Genomic DNA, 14679 nt, shown 5'->3' on the forward strand with positions numbered 1-14679 from the left:
TAAAATATCGTGCTTAAGTCAGGCAGACCGCCCCTTCTTTGCAAGCTTCTTCTTGTGAACACCGCGTGCCCACCAAAAAGATGATCGATAAAAAACTACAAACCGCTGCGCTCCACAAGCCAAGGGCACTGAAATTCAACTGCTCCATAGCGATACCGGCAAGGATCGGCCCAACGATTTGCCCCACCCCATAAGACACAACCAAAATACCGATCAGCGCGGATGGGTTATGCGGTGATAGCTTGCCCCCCAAGGCCAGAACCACGGTCACAATCCCCATAAAACACCCCCCAAACATAAAGCCGCCGATCAGGGCACTTGTCGGGGACGGGATCATCACCGGCAAGGCACAGCCCACAGCTTGCACCAAATAGGCCAGTGTCAGGGCTTTAAAATCACCAACCTTTGCCGCCACCTTCATCCAGAAATAACAAGACGGCGCCAAGGCCACCCCCAGCAGCACCCAGGCAAGGTTGCGGCTATCTGCCAGCGCTGGATTTTCCGCCATAATCGAAATGATAAAGGTCGTCCCGACGGAGAAGGAAGCCCCCGCAAATCCATAGGACAGCAACAGATATGTAATCTTTTTCTGGCGGAGTTTCACTGCATTGGCATGTCCGGCCACGGGCGTTGACAGTCCCTCGCCATTGACCCACATCATCGCGGGGATCGCAAGCGCCAACCCGATCAGGCCAATCGCTTCCCAAGATGTGGCCCACCCCAGCAACGGTTCAGCCCATGTCAAGACACTGCCGCTTAAGATCACCCCCAGACCAACACCACTAAAGTGGATGCCAATATAGTCAGGGCGGTGACGCAGTTTTAAATGATCCATCACCAAAGACGTACAAATCACCATCCCCGCCGCACTGGTCAAGCCGGAGACATAGCGCAGCCCCGACCAAATCACCACACTATCGGTATAGGCCATCAAAACCGTGGTCAAAACCGCCATCACCATCCCCCAACGATAGTAACGCACCTTAACCACCGGATTGCGCAATCGACTGGCAAGCAACGCACCGGACAGATATCCCGCGTAGTTAAAGGCCGCTAAAAAGCCTGCCCCGTCATCCCCTAGCCCCGTTGCCGTTTGCATCGCAGGCAATAAAGGGGTTAAGGCAAACCGGGCAATTCCCATTGTCAAAATTAACGAGGAAATACTCGCCAGTAGAAGCTTCCATGTTGGGAGTGAGTTTTGCATATCACGCCTTCTTTCTTATTCTTGAATTTGTTTGATCACTGAACAGAAGTTTATCCAATGAACTTTATCATTACAAACGATTAGTTTTGATGGTATCATTCATAAAAAGTGATACCAGAGGTTCCCATGGAAATTTCAGCCCTAAAAGTCTTTATCGCCGTTGCGGAAACCGGCGGCGTTTCCACAGCCGCAGAACGGTTGCATTGTGTCCAATCCAATGTCACCGCCCGCATCAAAAAACTGGAAGACGAGGTGCAGGTGCCATTGTTTATGCGCAAAAGCCGCGGCATGGAACTCAGCGCCCAAGGCCGCGTGCTGCTGGACCATGCCTATAAACTGTTGGATATGGAACGTCAGGCACGGCTGGCCGTCAGTGCCAGTCTAGAAGATGGCGGCAGCATCTCATTAGGCGCTATGGAAACGGCAATGGCGGTGCGTCTGCCCAGCATGATCAAAACCTTTCACCAGCGTCATCCCCATACGGAGCTATCGCTGTCCACCGGAACCACCGATGAAATGATCAAACAAGTTTTAAACCATCAACTGGATTGTGCCGTGGTCGGGTCCACCGTTGAAAATGACGGGGTGTTGCAATATCCCTTTTTTCGCGAACGGCTGGTGCTGGTCAGCACACCGGGTGACGAAACCTCCCACACCTTGCTGGTTTACCGCAAAGGCTGCGCCTATCGCGCGCGGGCAGAAGAATGGCTACGCCGCATCGGTCGCCTGCCCTTCAACGTCATGGAATTTGGCACGCAGGAAGGCATCGTCGGCTGTGTCTCCGCGGGGCTTGGCCTGACCATCCTGCCGCTAGAAGTCGCCAAAAACCTGAAAGGGGACTTCACCATCACTGATCTGCCCGACGACATCGCCATTGTGGACACTTATCTGATCTGCAAAAAATCAACCATTCAGACCAAACCGATGAAGACACTGCTTGAACTCGCCAACCAACAGAACCTGTCTCAAGTCGCCTAGCTTTACCAGTCGTCGCTATTTGGCTGACCGCTGCGGCCAGACCCGAAATAATCACCGTTCATCGACTGATCCTTGCGATACTCACGGCGAGAGACTGGTGGTTCTGACGGGGTATACTCTCCACGTCCGCTAGACATTTTCGCCGGGGGCAAGGCACCGCATTTATAGGTGTCTTTATAACCACGTTTACCTTCGGTCATTTTTGTGGCAACCCATGTGGCGGGCTTTTGATATCGCTGGCAGTATTCATCCGCGCTCTTGTCTGACAAAGACCGCCCATCATAAATAGTGCGCAAAAACACAATATAGCCGTCGCGATCCTCCGAAATCAACGTCGCGCGCATACAGCCTGTCAATATTAAGCTCAGGCCAATCCCCATAAGTAAATAACGCATAACCACCCCTTTCTTTTTAAAATCAAGGCGCAGTTATACGTTACTTAAAATTGTGCAACAATACTATTTTAAGCCATCATACTTTCAGGCAAGGACGTATCGCTAAAGGTCGGCAAGCGACGGGCATCAAACAGTTGATAGTGCCACCATTCATTTCTAAAGAAATCCCAGCCTGCCGTTGTCATAATCCCCATCAGGATCAAACGGTTTTTCTCTGCTTCCGGGGAGACATCGGGATTACCGTGGTGAGACAACGGCGTAAACGCATCAAAGCCCGTGCCCATGTCAAGGTCCACCCCGTTTTCGTCCATCAAAGTCAGATCAATCGCCGCCCCGCGTGAATGGGGGGATCCCCGGCGCGGGTCTGCCAAAAATTCGTCATCCGGCGTATGATTCCACAGCTTCCATTGGGCTTCGCTGGGGCGAAACGCATCAAAAATGCGAAAACGATAGCCCTGACGGGCCGCAATCTCGATCGCCACTCGCAATAGGGCCTCTGCCTCTTCATGCAGATAACAATGGGCCTTGGCATAGACCGGCTCGCCCGTAAAGTTATCGTTTGTTGCATATTTCAGATCCAGCACGACATCGTGGGTCTGTTCCGTAATTTCGATCAGCGCCATTTGTTCTTCTACCTGTTGATGAATGAAGCGGTTTCACAGTATAAGAGCCCATTGGTTGAGAAAAGGTAATTTTCTTTATGAAGATTTTGGCATTAGACAGCGCCGCGCAAGCATGCTCGGTCGCGATCTGGCAAGACACGGGCATCATTGCCCATGAGTTTGAAGAAATGGCACGCGGTCATGCAAGTGATCTGTTGCCCATGGTCGATCGCGTCCTAGCACAAGCATCCATGCGGGTCACTGACATGGATGCCATTGCTGTCACGGTTGGCCCCGGCGGCTTTACCGGCTTACGCATCGCTTTGGCCTGCGCGCGTGGATTTGGCGTCGCTGCCAAACTGCCCGTGATCGGCATTACGACACTGGAAGCCCTCGCCTATGCAGAATCCGATCGTCGCCTTCCCTTACTTGCCGCGCTTGATGCTAAACGAGCAGACCTCTATGCACAATATTTTGCCCCGGATAACACCGCGTTAAGTGACCCGGTGGCTCAAATGCCGCAAGATATCGTGTCTTTATGCCCACCGCAGACCACTGAAATCCTGATCGCAGGGGACTGCTTTGAGCGTTTACAGCCCCTGTTTTTAGAAAAAGGCGTGAGCGCGATCAAAGCTGACGCGCGTAATCCCGATGCGGCAGCCGTCGCCAGCCTTGCGGCACGCCGCGGCCTGCCGACAGACCCGAGCCAACGCCCGTCCGCCTTCTACATTCGCCCGCCAGATGCGGCCCTGCCCAAAAATGGCGGTCGCCTACGGCCATGACGCTGGTTGAACTCACAGCCTTTCATGCGGATATCGTCGCGGAGCTTCATCGCACCAGCTTTGAGGAGAACTGGAGTGCAAACGCCTTTGCCGAGCTGATGACCCTGCCCGCCAGCTTTGGCTTCCTCGCCCTAAAAGACGATCAGCCCGTCGGCTTTATCCTCTGCCAAGGCGATGCGGTTGAAGCAGAGATCATCACCATCGCCACAGATCCAGCGGCCCGGCGCACCGGCATTGCAGGCCAGCTCGTCACCAACATTGGCACCAAAACCCAGCGCCTGTTTCTGGAAGTCGCCGAAGATAATCCCGCTGCCCTTGCTTTTTATACGCAGTTTGGCTTCACCCAAGTTGGACGCCGTAAAAACTACTATAAACATCACAATCGTGATGATGTAGACGCTTTAGTAATGGAAAAGTCCTTTTAAGCCTTCTGAATAAACAGAAGATAGGTCTTCCCATCTTCTTGTGGAATCTCCTGCAATATAGAATGGCCCAATTCTCTTGCAGAAAGCGGTACATTCTTTAACGGCTCTCCCTCATTCAATAATACTTCAAGAACTTCACCCGACTGCATTTTTTCGAGACGTATCTTTGTCTTCACAAACGTCATCGGGCAGCTATCAGATGTAATGTCGATATAAGAATGAGAAGTAATACTTTTATTATTACTCAAAATACTATCCATTTAATCATTGTCACCATTTAGAAATGCAACTATAAACAAAGAGCCGCAGAACTAATATAATCGTAAGGAACATGTTTAGCATGAGCGAACAACCCAGCAAACTTGAACTTTTAGAACTGACCTCCGAAATTGTATCGGCTCATGTCAGCAACAATTCCGTCAGCACCAGCGACCTACCACAATTGATCGAAGATGTTTACAAAACACTCGGCACCGTTGGCGAGAAACCTGAAATAAAGGAAAAAGTCCAACCGGCTGTTCCTGTTAAAAAATCCATCCAGCAAGAATATCTGATTTGTCTGGAAGACGGCAAAAAGCTCAAGATGCTGAAACGCCACCTGAAAACAGCCTATAATATGACGCCGGAAGAATACCGCGAAAAGTGGAACCTGCCGTCAGATTACCCGATGGTTGCCCCCAATTATGCAGAGCACCGCAGCTCCCTTGCGAAAAAGATCGGTCTGGGTACGCGCGCCCGTAAAAAATAAGACGCCGCCCTAACGACAGATACAAAAAAAGCCCTGCCGATTATTCAGCAGGGCTTTTTTTTAAATTCAGCAAAGAACTGTCTGGACCTTAAAGGACAGACTCGATCCATTCCTGCAATTTGTTTTTCGGCAGCGCACCGATTTTAGTCGCCGCAACTTGACCGTCTTTAAACAGCATCAGAGTCGGGATACCACGCACACCAAACTTAGAAGGCGTGCCGGGGTTTTCATCGATGTTGAGTTTGGCAATAGTGACTTTACCTGCCAGTTCCTCAGACAGTTCGTCCAGTGCCGGAGCGATCTGCTTACACGGGCCACACCATTCTGCCCAGAAATCAACCAGTACAGGCTTATCGGAATTTACGACATCTGCATCAAAGCTGTCGTCTGTAATCTTTTGTGTCATAATCTTATCCTGAAGGATCAAAAAAAACGTGACTTGAATTTAGGGTCATGAACCCACCTCGTCAAGACATGGACGAAAGAAACTGAATTTGTGCCCGCTGCATCTTGTGTTGCGCCCGTGGATGTATAAGATGGCGGACCTTTATGGATCGCATTTGTTTAGAGAATCAGATTTTATGACCATTGCGTCTTTTGGCCCACAAACACACATGTGCGTCGGTTTACTCGGCGGCTCCTTCAACCCCGCGCACCAAGGTCACGTCTACATTTCAGAAATGGCACTCAAGCAAATGGGGCTAGATCAGGTCTGGTGGCTTGTCTCTCCACAAAACCCGCTAAAATCCAAAAAAGGCATGGCCCCGCTGGAAAAGCGTGTTAAAACTGCCGCACAAGTGGTGAAAAACCCCAAAATACGCATAACAGCACTTGAAACACGGCTGGGGACTCGGTATACCGCCGACACGCTAAAAGCATTGCATATGCGTTATCCCAACATCCGGTTTGTCTGGATTATGGGAGCGGACAATCTGGCAACGTTTCATCGCTGGAAAGACTGGCAGGTCATTTTCAACATGTGCAGGATTGCCATTTATCACCGTCCCACTTATGCTTTAAAGGCGTTGTCGTCGATAACAGCCCAACGATTCAGGAACAAGCGCTTACCTGCCCGCATGGCGCCCGTCCTGAAACAAAAGGACAACGGCAACTGGATTTTTCTGCCCATCCGGGGAAACACGTTATCGGCAACCGAAATACGTAACCGACTTGAACATAAGGAATAAGACCATAGCACGCGCGAAAAAAAGCCAACTTTCATCCAAGGAAATTCTGGATATGGCTGTGACCTCTTTGGACGACGACAAAGCCAAAGATATTGTCACCATCGATTTAGCAGGAAAATCAAGTCTCGCAGATCATCTGGTAATTGCGTCCGGTACCTCGCAACGCCAGGTCGTCGCCATGGCTGAGCACCTGATGGAAAAACTCAAAGCAGCCGGTATGAAAGGTCTCGTCGCCGAAGGGAAAGACCAAGGTGACTGGGTCGTCCTAGATGCATTTGACGTCATCGTTCACCTGTTCCGCCCGGAAGTGCGCGAGTTCTACAATCTGGAAAAAATGTGGGACGGCCCCAAAGCCAACGCCGCTGAAGCCGAAACCATCGGCTGATGCGCAGCCACATCATTGCCATGGGTAAATGGAAAAAAGGGCCTGAACAGGCCCTTTTTGATACCTACTGCGATCGCATGCGCCCGGCCCCTGTCCTCAAAGAACTGGATATCCGAAAAAAGCTTAGTGGTGACGAACTGAAACAGGCCGAAGCCACCCTGCTGCTGGAAGCCGTGCCCAAAGGGGCCGTCATCGTTGCCATGGATGAACGCGGCAAAACCCTGCCCAGCCGGACCTTTGCCGATAAAATCCAGACCTGGATGGATCAGGGACGCGGTGATATCGCCTTTATCATCGGCGGGGCTGACGGTCTGGATGAAAGCGTGCGCGCCCGCGCTGATCTCTTGCTCAGTTTCGGGGCCATGACATGGCCACACATGCTGGTCCGCCCCATGCTCGCAGAACAACTCTTTCGCGCACAGGCGATTCTGGCCGGCCATCCATATCATAGAGATTGATCACGACTGACTAAACGGCAGGTTTCGTTAAAACCTTCCCCCAAAAACATTGCCTGAATTCTCCTTTCTTGAAGATTTTCTGATAAATGTGGGGTATATCTCAAGAAAGGGATTTGCGGTTTTGACGAAACAGGTCATAATCCCATATAAATAATTGAGAAACAGTTTTCACCAGCAAAGGGCGAAGCGATAACGATGCAAGATTCAGTCAGCTCACATGCATATGAGGCACCTAATTCTCAGGTTGCACAGTACCAACACGAACTCTTCGGTCAATGCCGCAACACGCTGGAAGCCTTTCAGGGTCTGGGCGATGTTGCCGAAGACATGCGTATCCTGTCGCTGAACGCGGAATTGGCAGCCGGTCGCGCCGGATCTTACGGTGTCTCCATCCGTGCTCTGACCCAATATACCCGTGAACTGGTTAACCGCCTTGAGCAAATCAACCTCGAAATGGGGAAGGTTGAAGCCTTCAAGGAAGCCGACGAGCTTGAACAGTCAGAATCTGTCGCCCATGAAGAAGAGACATATCAAGAAGCCGAATATGCTGAAGAAGCAACTTATGACGAATATGCTTCTGAAGAGTATGCCGAAGGGGACTATGACTACAGCGATCAAGACTATGATAACGCGGGCTACACCGATGAAGGTGATCAAGCCATCGCTGCTTTGCTGGCACAGTTTGAACAAGAAAACGGCGGCGTCAAATACCTGAACGAACAGGCAAAACGTATTGCCGAAGTGGTTTCCCAGTCCAATTCCATCGCAACCAACATGGCGATTGAGGCCGCGACGGCCGGTCAATATGAGGGCACCTTTACAAACGTGGCAAATGACATGCGCGGTTTCGTAGACACCTTGAAAAACATGGTGACACGCGCGCAGGACTCTATCGAAAAGGCATTCCGTGCGGAAAAGAGCCTGAAAGAACTTGAAGCGTCTGCCCGTCAGTAACGACATCTTACTTTTAAGGATTTTTGTGGGTCGTCTCTATTTTAAAACCAGTCACTTGGTTTTATAATGGAACGACCCACATACATTAAGCCCCCTAACAAGCTTTGAAGATTGACATGACCCAGACTAATCCTCCCCGTCCAACTGTTTTGTGTATCCTTGACGGTTGGGGCAAACGCGCCGAAAAAACCGATAACGCCATTGCCCTTGCCCAAACACCAACATGGGATCGTCTGTCCACAGACTGCCCGACCACAGAGCTAAACGCCTCTGCTGAGCAAGTCGGCCTCCCCTCCGGTCAGATGGGGAACTCCGAAGTCGGTCACATGAACTTGGGCGCAGGCCGCGTTGTCATGCAAAACCTGCCCCGTATCGACAAGGCGGTTGCTGAAAAGACGCTCGGCACCACACAAGCCCTGCAAGACCTGATCACCCGCCTGAAAGACACAGGCGGTGCCTGCCACATGTTGGGGCTGTTGTCACCGGGCGGGGTTCACTCGTCGCAAGATCATATGGTCGCATTGGCAAAAACGCTGGATGACGCGGGCCTCACGGTTCATGTCCACGCCTTCCTTGACGGGCGCGACACCCCCCCCAGCAGCGCTAAAGACTATATGGCCCGCTTTGAAGCCGACCTTGCCGATTGCAAAAACGTTCAAGTGTCGACAGTCGCCGGACGTTTTTACGCCATGGACCGCGATGAACGATGGGACCGTGTCAGCAAAGCGTATGATGCCTTGACCCAAGGTGTTGGGGAAGCCGCACCAAGCGCCCTCGCCGCCATCGATCAATCTTACAGCAACGATGTCACCGACGAATTTGTCCTGCCAACCGCCATTAACGGCTTTGACGGCATGAAAGATGGCGATGCGCTGTTGATGGCAAACTTCCGCGCCGATCGCGCCCGTGAAGTTTTGTCCGCGCTGTGCGATCCGGCTTTTGCAGGCTTTGAGCGGGCGAAGATTGTCAAATTTGCGGCACAAACCGGCATGGTGGAATATTCCAGCCACCATAACACCTTCATGACCGCCCTGTTCCCGGCTGAAAAACTGCAAAACATTTTGGGGCAAGTGGTGTCTGATGCAGGACTGAAGCAACTGCGTATTGCGGAAACGGAAAAATATGCGCACGTCACCTTCTTCCTCAACGGGGGGGAAGAACAGGTTTTCCCCGGGGAAGATCGTATTCTGGTGCCGTCCCCCAAAGTCGCAACCTATGACCTGCAACCGGAAATGTCCGCCCCCGAACTGACCGACAAACTGGTCAACGCCATTGAAAGCAAGACCTACGATCTGATTGTCGTTAATTATGCCAACGGTGATATGGTCGGGCATACGGGTGTTTTGGAAGCCGCTATTAAAGCCGCTGAAACCATCGATGCCAGCCTTGCCCGTCTGGAAAAAGCGATCATCGCCAGCGGCGGCACCATGTTTGTCACCGCCGATCACGGCAATGCGGAAATGATGCGCGATGTCTCTACAGGTCAAGCGCACACCGCCCATACCCTGAACCCCGTTCCGGTTATTTTGGTTAACCCGCCCCAAGGCGTGTCCACATTGGGCAGCGGCTCCTTGGCGGACGTTGCCCCGACCTTGTTACAATTGATGGGCCTAGACCAACCGGCGGAAATGACCGGTCACTCTTTGATTAAGGATACAGGACTTCGTGCGGCACAATAAGTCCAGATGCTTGCTGTCTCTCTGTCTGGTTGCCCTTTTTACAGGGCAGCCCGCAGATGTATGGGGCGCAAGCAAACAGGATGAATTGAAAGCCATTGAACGCGATATCCGTCAGCAACAACAACGCAGTAAAGAGTTTTCCAACAAGTCCCAAGCCCTACAGGATGAAGTCACCGCCCTGCGCGCCGAACTGATTGCCCTATCCCAATCGGTACAGCAGCGCGAAGCCAATGTCACCCGCCTTGAACTCGCCCTCATGGACGTGACGCGTGACGAAAAGCTCGCCCGCGATGCCTTGGAAAAACGCTATGGTCAGTCTGTGGATACCCTCATGGCCCTGCAACGTCTGGCGCTTAACCCGCCAGAAGCCTTGATTGCCTCCCCGCAAGACCCTTCCGATATGGTGCGCAGTGCAATCTTGTTGCGCTCCATCATCCCTCACATCCAGCAACAGGCCGAAACCTTGCGCAGCGATGTGGAAACTTATGCGCAAAAACGTGAAAAACTGGAAAGTCAAAAAGCCAGTCTGGAACGGGCTAACGTCAATCTGGATGATGAACGCCGCCGTCTGGACGTGCTGATCCAAGAAAAGAAAACCCTCAGCAAGCGCTATATCGCTGACAGCAAGACAGCGCGCCAAAAAATGGCCAACCTGACACAAAAAGCCAAAGACCTGCGCGGCCTGATCCAGCGGCTGGAAGCAGAACGTAAAGAACGTGAAGCCCAGCAACGCGTCAATGTCATTCCCCCCAAGAAGCCCGATACGCCCGCCGAACGCACGGGTGAAACCGATATCGAGCCAGATAGCGAACCAGATACCGAGATTGTGTTAGGCACACCACCGAAAGGTAAACCCATCTCGCGATCCAAAGGCAACCTGTCCCGTCCGGCTGTGGGGCCCGTGGTCATGAGCTTTGGGCAAAAAGAAAAACTCGGCGGTAATCATAAGGGCATCAGTATCAAAACGCGAAACGGAGCCCAGATCGTCGCTACCTATGATGGGCAAATTGCATTTGCTGGACCTTTTCGGGGATATAAACAACTCTTGATCATTGATCATGGCGATGGATATCATACACTGCTGACAGGGATGGATCGCATTGATGTATCTGTTGGACAATGGCTTTTAAGCGGTGAACCCGTCGGAGTTATGTCGTCAAACAGTTCTAGCCATGCTACTCTCTATTTCGAGCTGCGCAAAAACGGCGCACCAATTAATCCGTCGCCTTGGTTAAGGCGACAAAACGCAAAGGCGCGAGGATGACCAATCGATTTTCTTTAACAACCGCTTTTCTGAGCGTGTTTTTACTTGCCACCCCTGTGTTGGCAGAAGATGCACCGAAAGAAGACCCGGCAAAAACCTATCAACTGCTGAACCTCTTCAGCCAGGTTTTTGAAAAAGTCCGCACAGATTATGTGGAAGAAAAGACCGATCAGGAAATTATTGAAGCCGCCATTCAAGGGATGCTCAGCTCGCTTGATCCGCACTCCAGTTTCTTGAATGCCGATCACTTTAAAGATATGCAGGTCCAGACCAAAGGCCAGTTTGGTGGCTTGGGGATTCAAGTCTCCATGGACCCCAGCGGCTTTATCAAAGTCATTTCCCCCATCGATGATACCCCCGCTTTTAAAGGGGGTGTGGAAGCCGGCGATTTGATCACCCATCTGGATGGGGAAAGTGTTTCTGGCCTCACGCTAAACGAAGCGGTTGATCGAATGCGCGGCCCGGTCGGGGCAGATATCACCATGACGCTACGCCGTAACGGTGACAAGCCGTTTGACGTGACCCTGACCCGCGCCGTGATCAAAGTTCCGTCCGTGCGCCACCGCATGGAAGGTGATATCGGCTACGTTCGCATCACCAGCTTTACCGAACAAACAGAAATTGGCCTGAATAAAGCGATTGAAAGCTTTAACGAAGAAAAAGGCGACCGTTTAAAAGGGATCGTCCTTGACCTGCGCAACAACCCCGGTGGGCTGCTTGATCAAGCGATTGCCGTTTCCGATGCTTTCCTCAGCCGTGGGGAAATCGTCTCTACCCGTTCCCGCCGCGCCGAAGATATCCAGCGTTTCAACGCGCGTCCGGGTGATATTGCAGACGGCCTGCCGATTATCGTCCTGATCAACGGTGGCTCCGCGTCAGCTTCCGAGATTGTTGCGGGTGCCCTGCAAGACCATGCCCGTGCGTTGGTTTTAGGGACACGTTCCTTCGGGAAAGGTTCTGTTCAAACCATCGTCCCGATGGGCGTCAATGGGGCGATGCGCCTGACCACAGCGCGTTATTACACGCCGTCCGGTCGTTCCATCCAAGCCTTGGGGATTGAGCCGGACATCAAAGTCGATGTGGCGAAAATCGAAAAACTCGGCATTGGTCTTGGCAGTCGCGAAGCGGACCTGCGCGGATCACTGGAAAACACCGACGAAAATGCTGAAGAACGTCAGAAAAAAGTGGAAGAAGAACTCAACGGCGATGAGAAAAAAGAAGAGGTTCAGGATTACCAGCTCAGCCGAGCGCTCGACCTGATCGAAGGTATCTCTTTATATTCTGAAATGCCCAGAACCACTGAAGAGTAATCGAAGGTAAAAGACCATGGCTGCCGACGACGATGATTTCGACCTCGATGACGACAAAATAACCGGTGAAAGCGGGGTTCCGGCCCCCACCGATTATGATGACGACGACGATTTTGACTTTGACGATGACTTTGATGATCACGACAAAGAGTCCAAACTCAAGGCTCTGTTCGCTGAAAAAGGCAAGTTAATCGGCATCGTCGCCGGTGCCGTCATCGGGTTAAGTGTCATCGGCGGTGGGGCCTACTGGTTCTTTTCCGGGGACGATGGCGACACGGCGGATGGGACAAAACCTAAAGGCAATGTCGGCAGCGCTGTCGAGATGGCCTTGCAGCAACAAGCAACCGGTGGTCTGACACCGCCAACGACTGGCGCTAAATTGACACAAGGCGGCGTCACTGGCGGCACAACAGCAGGTGTCACCGCAAGCCCTAAATTATCCGCCACCACCGCAGCCGGTGCCACTGCCAACATGGCAAGCGCCACTGTCACAGGCGGTATGGGCGGCTATACACCTGATAATCCCGACGCACCGCTTTCAACGGCAGCGGTGGGGGAAGTCGGGGTCACAATCCCTGCCGTCCTGCCCCAAGCCGTGAAAAATCTGGGGGAGCCGATTGCGGCACAACCCCTGCCTGCGGCCAATGATCAAAGCTTGTTTGAACCAACCGAGCTTGGCCTGTTGCCGACCATTTCTAAGGATGGGCGCGAACCATGGAAGAGCTATGCGCGCCCGTTTGCGGCTGATCCATCCACACCCGTTGTGGCCTTGATCGTCGAAGGACTGGGCCAAAGTACAGCCCTGACAGAAGCTGCCATTGCCCATCTACCGCTGGACGTTACCTTGTCTTTCAGCGCCTATGGACAAGGCCTTAAAAACTGGGTCGCGGCGGCGCGCCAGCAGGGCCATGAAGTCTTGCTGGAACTGCCCATGGAAAGTGAAGCCTTCCCCGCAGACGATCCCGGCCCCATGGCGATGATGACGAGCAAGACCCCTTCCGAAAACCTGAAGAACCTGAACCTGCTGATGATGCAGGCCCAAGGCTATGTCGGCTTTGTCGGCACCCATGGATCACAGTTCACCAAAAACCCGAAAGCCCTGGCCCCCGTCCTGGGGGAAATGAAAACCCGTGGCTTGTTGTTTATGGACCCGCGCACATCCGATAGCAGCCTGACGCTGGACCTGGCCGATCAGATGCAAATGCCCCGCGCCATTGCCGATATCACCATTGACCCTAATGTCAGTGACCGCCGCCTGCGCGCCCAACTGGACACGCTGGAAACCCTCGCCAAAAATCAGGGGGCCACTGCTGCGATCATCAGCGCGACTCCCAACAGTATCAAAACCATCAAGGACTGGGCAACCTCCCTCAACGGGGTCAAAATTGCACCTATTTCCAGCCTTGTCGGACGCCAAAAGCAATAAGCTCATGAGTAAGAAAAAGAAAAGTCTGCCCTATCGCCCCTGTGTCGGTATCTGCCTTTTCAACGACAAAGGGCAAGTATTTGTCGCCGAACGGATCGACACACCCAACGCCTGGCAGATGCCCCAAGGCGGGATCGACAAAAAAGAAGACCCTTATGATGCGGCTTTACGCGAACTGAAAGAGGAAATCGGCACGGACAAAGGCCATATCCTCGCGCGTACAGACAACTGGCTTTATTATGATTTACCAGACCATTTGATCGGCAAGGTTTGGAAAGGTAAGTATCGCGGCCAAAAACAAATCTGGTTTGCCCTGAAATTTGATGGCACCGATGATGATATCAACATCGCCACCAAGCACCCGGAATTTGCCCGTTGGAAATGGGTCGAGCTGGAAGAGATCGTGGACCTGATCGTCCCCTTTAAACGCGAGCTTTATCAGGAAATCGTCTACCAGTTTAAAGGGCTGGTTTAAATCACCTTGCCACCACCAAACAGGTCCAGCGCATCATCGATTGATCCCCGCCAATGTTGACGCTGGGTCAATTTGTCCTGCGCTGCCAGCGGTAACTCATAAAAACTGATTGCACCGTTTTTAATCAAAAGCTCAATTAAATCTTCCACGACGCGGGCCATGGCCATATCGCTTTCCGCCAAATCCAGCAGCGTGGCTGCCGTCCCCGATTGCGTACTCAAAAAGGCGATAATGTCGGGATGGTTCATAGGCAACTCTTCCTCCACCCCATCGTGGGGGTTTTGGTAAATCGCCTGTATCTGCCCGGATGGTTCCCGAAGAACATAAGGCATTGAAAATTCTCCTCAGACATGCAACCTGTTGGATTGTGACCTGATTTCCAGAAAATTTCAATGCCTTGATGTTAA

At 52.2% G+C, this 14679-nt stretch carries 19 protein-coding genes; 13 read left to right on the plus strand and 6 right to left on the minus strand.

The genetic code is table 11. The features are described from left to right. Window positions 1-13 precede the first annotated feature (13 nt). Window positions 14-1204 carry a YbfB/YjiJ family MFS transporter gene (locus tag Q397_RS20435; protein ID WP_084148878.1) on the minus strand — a complete coding sequence of 397 codons (1191 nt, stop codon included), beginning with the start codon at window positions 1202-1204 and terminating at the stop codon, window positions 14-16. Between the two features lie 126 nt (window positions 1205-1330). Between Q397_RS20435 and Q397_RS0101010 the strand changes: the two genes are divergently transcribed. After that, on the plus strand, window positions 1331-2182 hold the full coding sequence (locus Q397_RS0101010; protein ID WP_028877830.1) for a LysR family transcriptional regulator: 852 nt from the start codon (window positions 1331-1333) through the stop codon (window positions 2180-2182). A 2-nt stretch (window positions 2183-2184) separates the two neighbouring features. Here Q397_RS0101010 and Q397_RS0101015 read toward each other — a convergent pair whose 3' ends face one another. Beyond that, on the minus strand, window positions 2185-2577 hold the full coding sequence (locus Q397_RS0101015; RefSeq protein ID WP_028877831.1) for a hypothetical protein: 393 nt from the start codon (window positions 2575-2577) through the stop codon (window positions 2185-2187). 68 nt (window positions 2578-2645) lie between these two features. After that, on the minus strand, window positions 2646-3200 hold the full coding sequence (ddpX, locus tag Q397_RS0101020; RefSeq protein ID WP_028877832.1) for a D-alanyl-D-alanine dipeptidase: 555 nt from the start codon (window positions 3198-3200) through the stop codon (window positions 2646-2648). 77 nt (window positions 3201-3277) lie between these two features. Here ddpX and tsaB point away from each other — a divergent pair, with 77 nt between their 5' ends. Both tsaB and Q397_RS0101030 read left to right on the plus strand, forming a co-directional pair. Further along, window positions 3278-3961 (plus strand): tRNA (adenosine(37)-N6)-threonylcarbamoyltransferase complex dimerization subunit type 1 TsaB, encoded by a 684-nt coding sequence (gene tsaB, locus Q397_RS0101025; protein WP_028877833.1) that lies wholly within the window; start codon window positions 3278-3280, stop codon window positions 3959-3961. Then, on the plus strand, window positions 3958-4386 hold the full coding sequence (locus Q397_RS0101030) for a GNAT family N-acetyltransferase (protein WP_028877834.1): 429 nt from the start codon (window positions 3958-3960) through the stop codon (window positions 4384-4386). Before tsaB ends, Q397_RS0101030 begins: the two co-directional genes overlap by 4 nt. Here the strand turns inward: Q397_RS0101030 and Q397_RS0101035 are convergent. Continuing rightward, window positions 4383-4646, minus strand: coding sequence for a sulfurtransferase TusA family protein (locus tag Q397_RS0101035; RefSeq protein ID WP_038012409.1), 264 nt, complete (start codon window positions 4644-4646; stop codon window positions 4383-4385). The two genes, Q397_RS0101030 and Q397_RS0101035, sit on opposite strands and share 4 nt — an antisense overlap. An 80-nt stretch (window positions 4647-4726) precedes the next feature. Here Q397_RS0101035 and Q397_RS0101040 point away from each other — a divergent pair, with 80 nt between their 5' ends. Further along, window positions 4727-5134: a Ros/MucR family transcriptional regulator gene (locus tag Q397_RS0101040; protein ID WP_028877836.1), complete on the plus strand. Its 408-nt coding sequence runs from the start codon at window positions 4727-4729 to the stop codon at window positions 5132-5134. A gap of 88 nt (window positions 5135-5222) precedes the next feature. Here Q397_RS0101040 and trxA read toward each other — a convergent pair whose 3' ends face one another. After that, window positions 5223-5540 (minus strand): thioredoxin TrxA, encoded by a 318-nt coding sequence (trxA, locus tag Q397_RS0101045; protein ID WP_038012411.1) that lies wholly within the window; start codon window positions 5538-5540, stop codon window positions 5223-5225. 175 nt (window positions 5541-5715) lie between these two features. Here trxA and Q397_RS20440 point away from each other — a divergent pair, with 175 nt between their 5' ends. The 9 genes from Q397_RS20440 (at window position 5716) to Q397_RS0101090 (ending at window position 14272) form a co-directional block, all read left to right on the plus strand. Then, entirely contained in the window at window positions 5716-6321 is a 606-nt protein-coding gene (locus Q397_RS20440) for a nicotinate-nucleotide adenylyltransferase (protein ID WP_038012418.1), read from the plus strand. Window positions 6322-6373: 52 nt separating this feature from the next. Next, a complete protein-coding gene (gene rsfS, locus Q397_RS20445) occupies window positions 6374-6706 on the plus strand; it encodes a ribosome silencing factor (RefSeq protein WP_051609579.1) in 333 nt (110 codons plus the stop codon). Continuing rightward, entirely contained in the window at window positions 6706-7164 is a 459-nt protein-coding gene (rlmH, locus tag Q397_RS0101060; RefSeq protein WP_028877838.1) for a 23S rRNA (pseudouridine(1915)-N(3))-methyltransferase RlmH, read from the plus strand. The genes rsfS and rlmH overlap by 1 nt, the downstream gene beginning before the upstream one ends. Before the next feature lie 195 nt (window positions 7165-7359). Continuing rightward, window positions 7360-8118: a hypothetical protein gene (locus Q397_RS0101065; RefSeq protein WP_028877839.1), complete on the plus strand. Its 759-nt coding sequence runs from the start codon at window positions 7360-7362 to the stop codon at window positions 8116-8118. Window positions 8119-8234: 116 nt separating this feature from the next. Then, window positions 8235-9797: a 2,3-bisphosphoglycerate-independent phosphoglycerate mutase gene (gene gpmI / locus Q397_RS0101070; RefSeq protein WP_028877840.1), complete on the plus strand. Its 1563-nt coding sequence runs from the start codon at window positions 8235-8237 to the stop codon at window positions 9795-9797. Further along, entirely contained in the window at window positions 9784-11061 is a 1278-nt protein-coding gene (locus Q397_RS0101075; protein WP_156950601.1) for a murein hydrolase activator EnvC family protein, read from the plus strand. The genes gpmI and Q397_RS0101075 overlap by 14 nt, the downstream gene beginning before the upstream one ends. Continuing rightward, complete coding sequence (locus tag Q397_RS0101080) at window positions 11058-12371, plus strand: S41 family peptidase (RefSeq protein ID WP_028877842.1); 1314 nt, start codon at window positions 11058-11060, stop codon at window positions 12369-12371. The genes Q397_RS0101075 and Q397_RS0101080 overlap by 4 nt, the downstream gene beginning before the upstream one ends. Before the next feature lie 16 nt (window positions 12372-12387). Beyond that, window positions 12388-13797, plus strand: a complete 1410-nt coding sequence (locus Q397_RS23720; RefSeq protein WP_051609580.1) for a divergent polysaccharide deacetylase family protein — start codon at window positions 12388-12390, stop codon at window positions 13795-13797. A gap of 4 nt (window positions 13798-13801) precedes the next feature. Next, entirely contained in the window at window positions 13802-14272 is a 471-nt protein-coding gene (locus Q397_RS0101090; protein ID WP_028877843.1) for an RNA pyrophosphohydrolase, read from the plus strand. Here the strand turns inward: Q397_RS0101090 and Q397_RS20455 are convergent. Then, a complete protein-coding gene (locus Q397_RS20455; RefSeq protein WP_051609581.1) occupies window positions 14269-14604 on the minus strand; it encodes a hypothetical protein in 336 nt (111 codons plus the stop codon). The two genes, Q397_RS0101090 and Q397_RS20455, sit on opposite strands and share 4 nt — an antisense overlap. Window positions 14605-14679 lie beyond the last annotated feature (75 nt).

The sequence above is a fragment of the Terasakiella pusilla DSM 6293 genome, assembly GCF_000688235.1.
Classification (GTDB): Bacteria; Pseudomonadota; Alphaproteobacteria; order Rhodospirillales; family Terasakiellaceae; genus Terasakiella; species Terasakiella pusilla.

Bases quoted from the DNA above. Each gene is read 5' to 3' on its own strand.
- Q397_RS20455 (WP_051609581.1), bottom strand. From the start codon at position 14,604: ATGCCTTATGTTCTTCGGGAACCATCCGGGCAGATACAGGCGATTTAC.
- rlmH (WP_028877838.1), top strand. From the start codon at position 6,706: ATGCGCAGCCACATCATTGCCATGGGTAAATGGAAAAAAGGGCCTGAA.
- Q397_RS0101015 (WP_028877831.1), bottom strand. From the start codon at position 2,577: ATGCGTTATTTACTTATGGGGATTGGCCTGAGCTTAATATTGACAGGC.
- tsaB (WP_028877833.1), top strand. From the start codon at position 3,278: ATGAAGATTTTGGCATTAGACAGCGCCGCGCAAGCATGCTCGGTCGCG.
- Q397_RS0101035 (WP_038012409.1), bottom strand. From the start codon at position 4,646: ATGGATAGTATTTTGAGTAATAATAAAAGTATTACTTCTCATTCTTAT.
- rsfS (WP_051609579.1), top strand. From the start codon at position 6,374: ATGGCTGTGACCTCTTTGGACGACGACAAAGCCAAAGATATTGTCACC.
- Q397_RS0101010 (WP_028877830.1), top strand. From the start codon at position 1,331: ATGGAAATTTCAGCCCTAAAAGTCTTTATCGCCGTTGCGGAAACCGGC.
- Q397_RS0101040 (WP_028877836.1), top strand. From the start codon at position 4,727: ATGAGCGAACAACCCAGCAAACTTGAACTTTTAGAACTGACCTCCGAA.
- Q397_RS0101080 (WP_028877842.1), top strand. From the start codon at position 11,058: ATGACCAATCGATTTTCTTTAACAACCGCTTTTCTGAGCGTGTTTTTA.
- trxA (WP_038012411.1), bottom strand. From the start codon at position 5,540: ATGACACAAAAGATTACAGACGACAGCTTTGATGCAGATGTCGTAAAT.
- Q397_RS0101030 (WP_028877834.1), top strand. From the start codon at position 3,958: ATGACGCTGGTTGAACTCACAGCCTTTCATGCGGATATCGTCGCGGAG.
- Q397_RS23720 (WP_051609580.1), top strand. From the start codon at position 12,388: ATGGCTGCCGACGACGATGATTTCGACCTCGATGACGACAAAATAACC.
- ddpX (WP_028877832.1), bottom strand. From the start codon at position 3,200: ATGGCGCTGATCGAAATTACGGAACAGACCCACGATGTCGTGCTGGAT.
- Q397_RS20440 (WP_038012418.1), top strand. From the start codon at position 5,716: ATGACCATTGCGTCTTTTGGCCCACAAACACACATGTGCGTCGGTTTA.
- Q397_RS0101065 (WP_028877839.1), top strand. From the start codon at position 7,360: ATGCAAGATTCAGTCAGCTCACATGCATATGAGGCACCTAATTCTCAG.
- gpmI (WP_028877840.1), top strand. From the start codon at position 8,235: ATGACCCAGACTAATCCTCCCCGTCCAACTGTTTTGTGTATCCTTGAC.
- Q397_RS20435 (WP_084148878.1), bottom strand. From the start codon at position 1,204: ATGCAAAACTCACTCCCAACATGGAAGCTTCTACTGGCGAGTATTTCC.
- Q397_RS0101090 (WP_028877843.1), top strand. From the start codon at position 13,802: ATGAGTAAGAAAAAGAAAAGTCTGCCCTATCGCCCCTGTGTCGGTATC.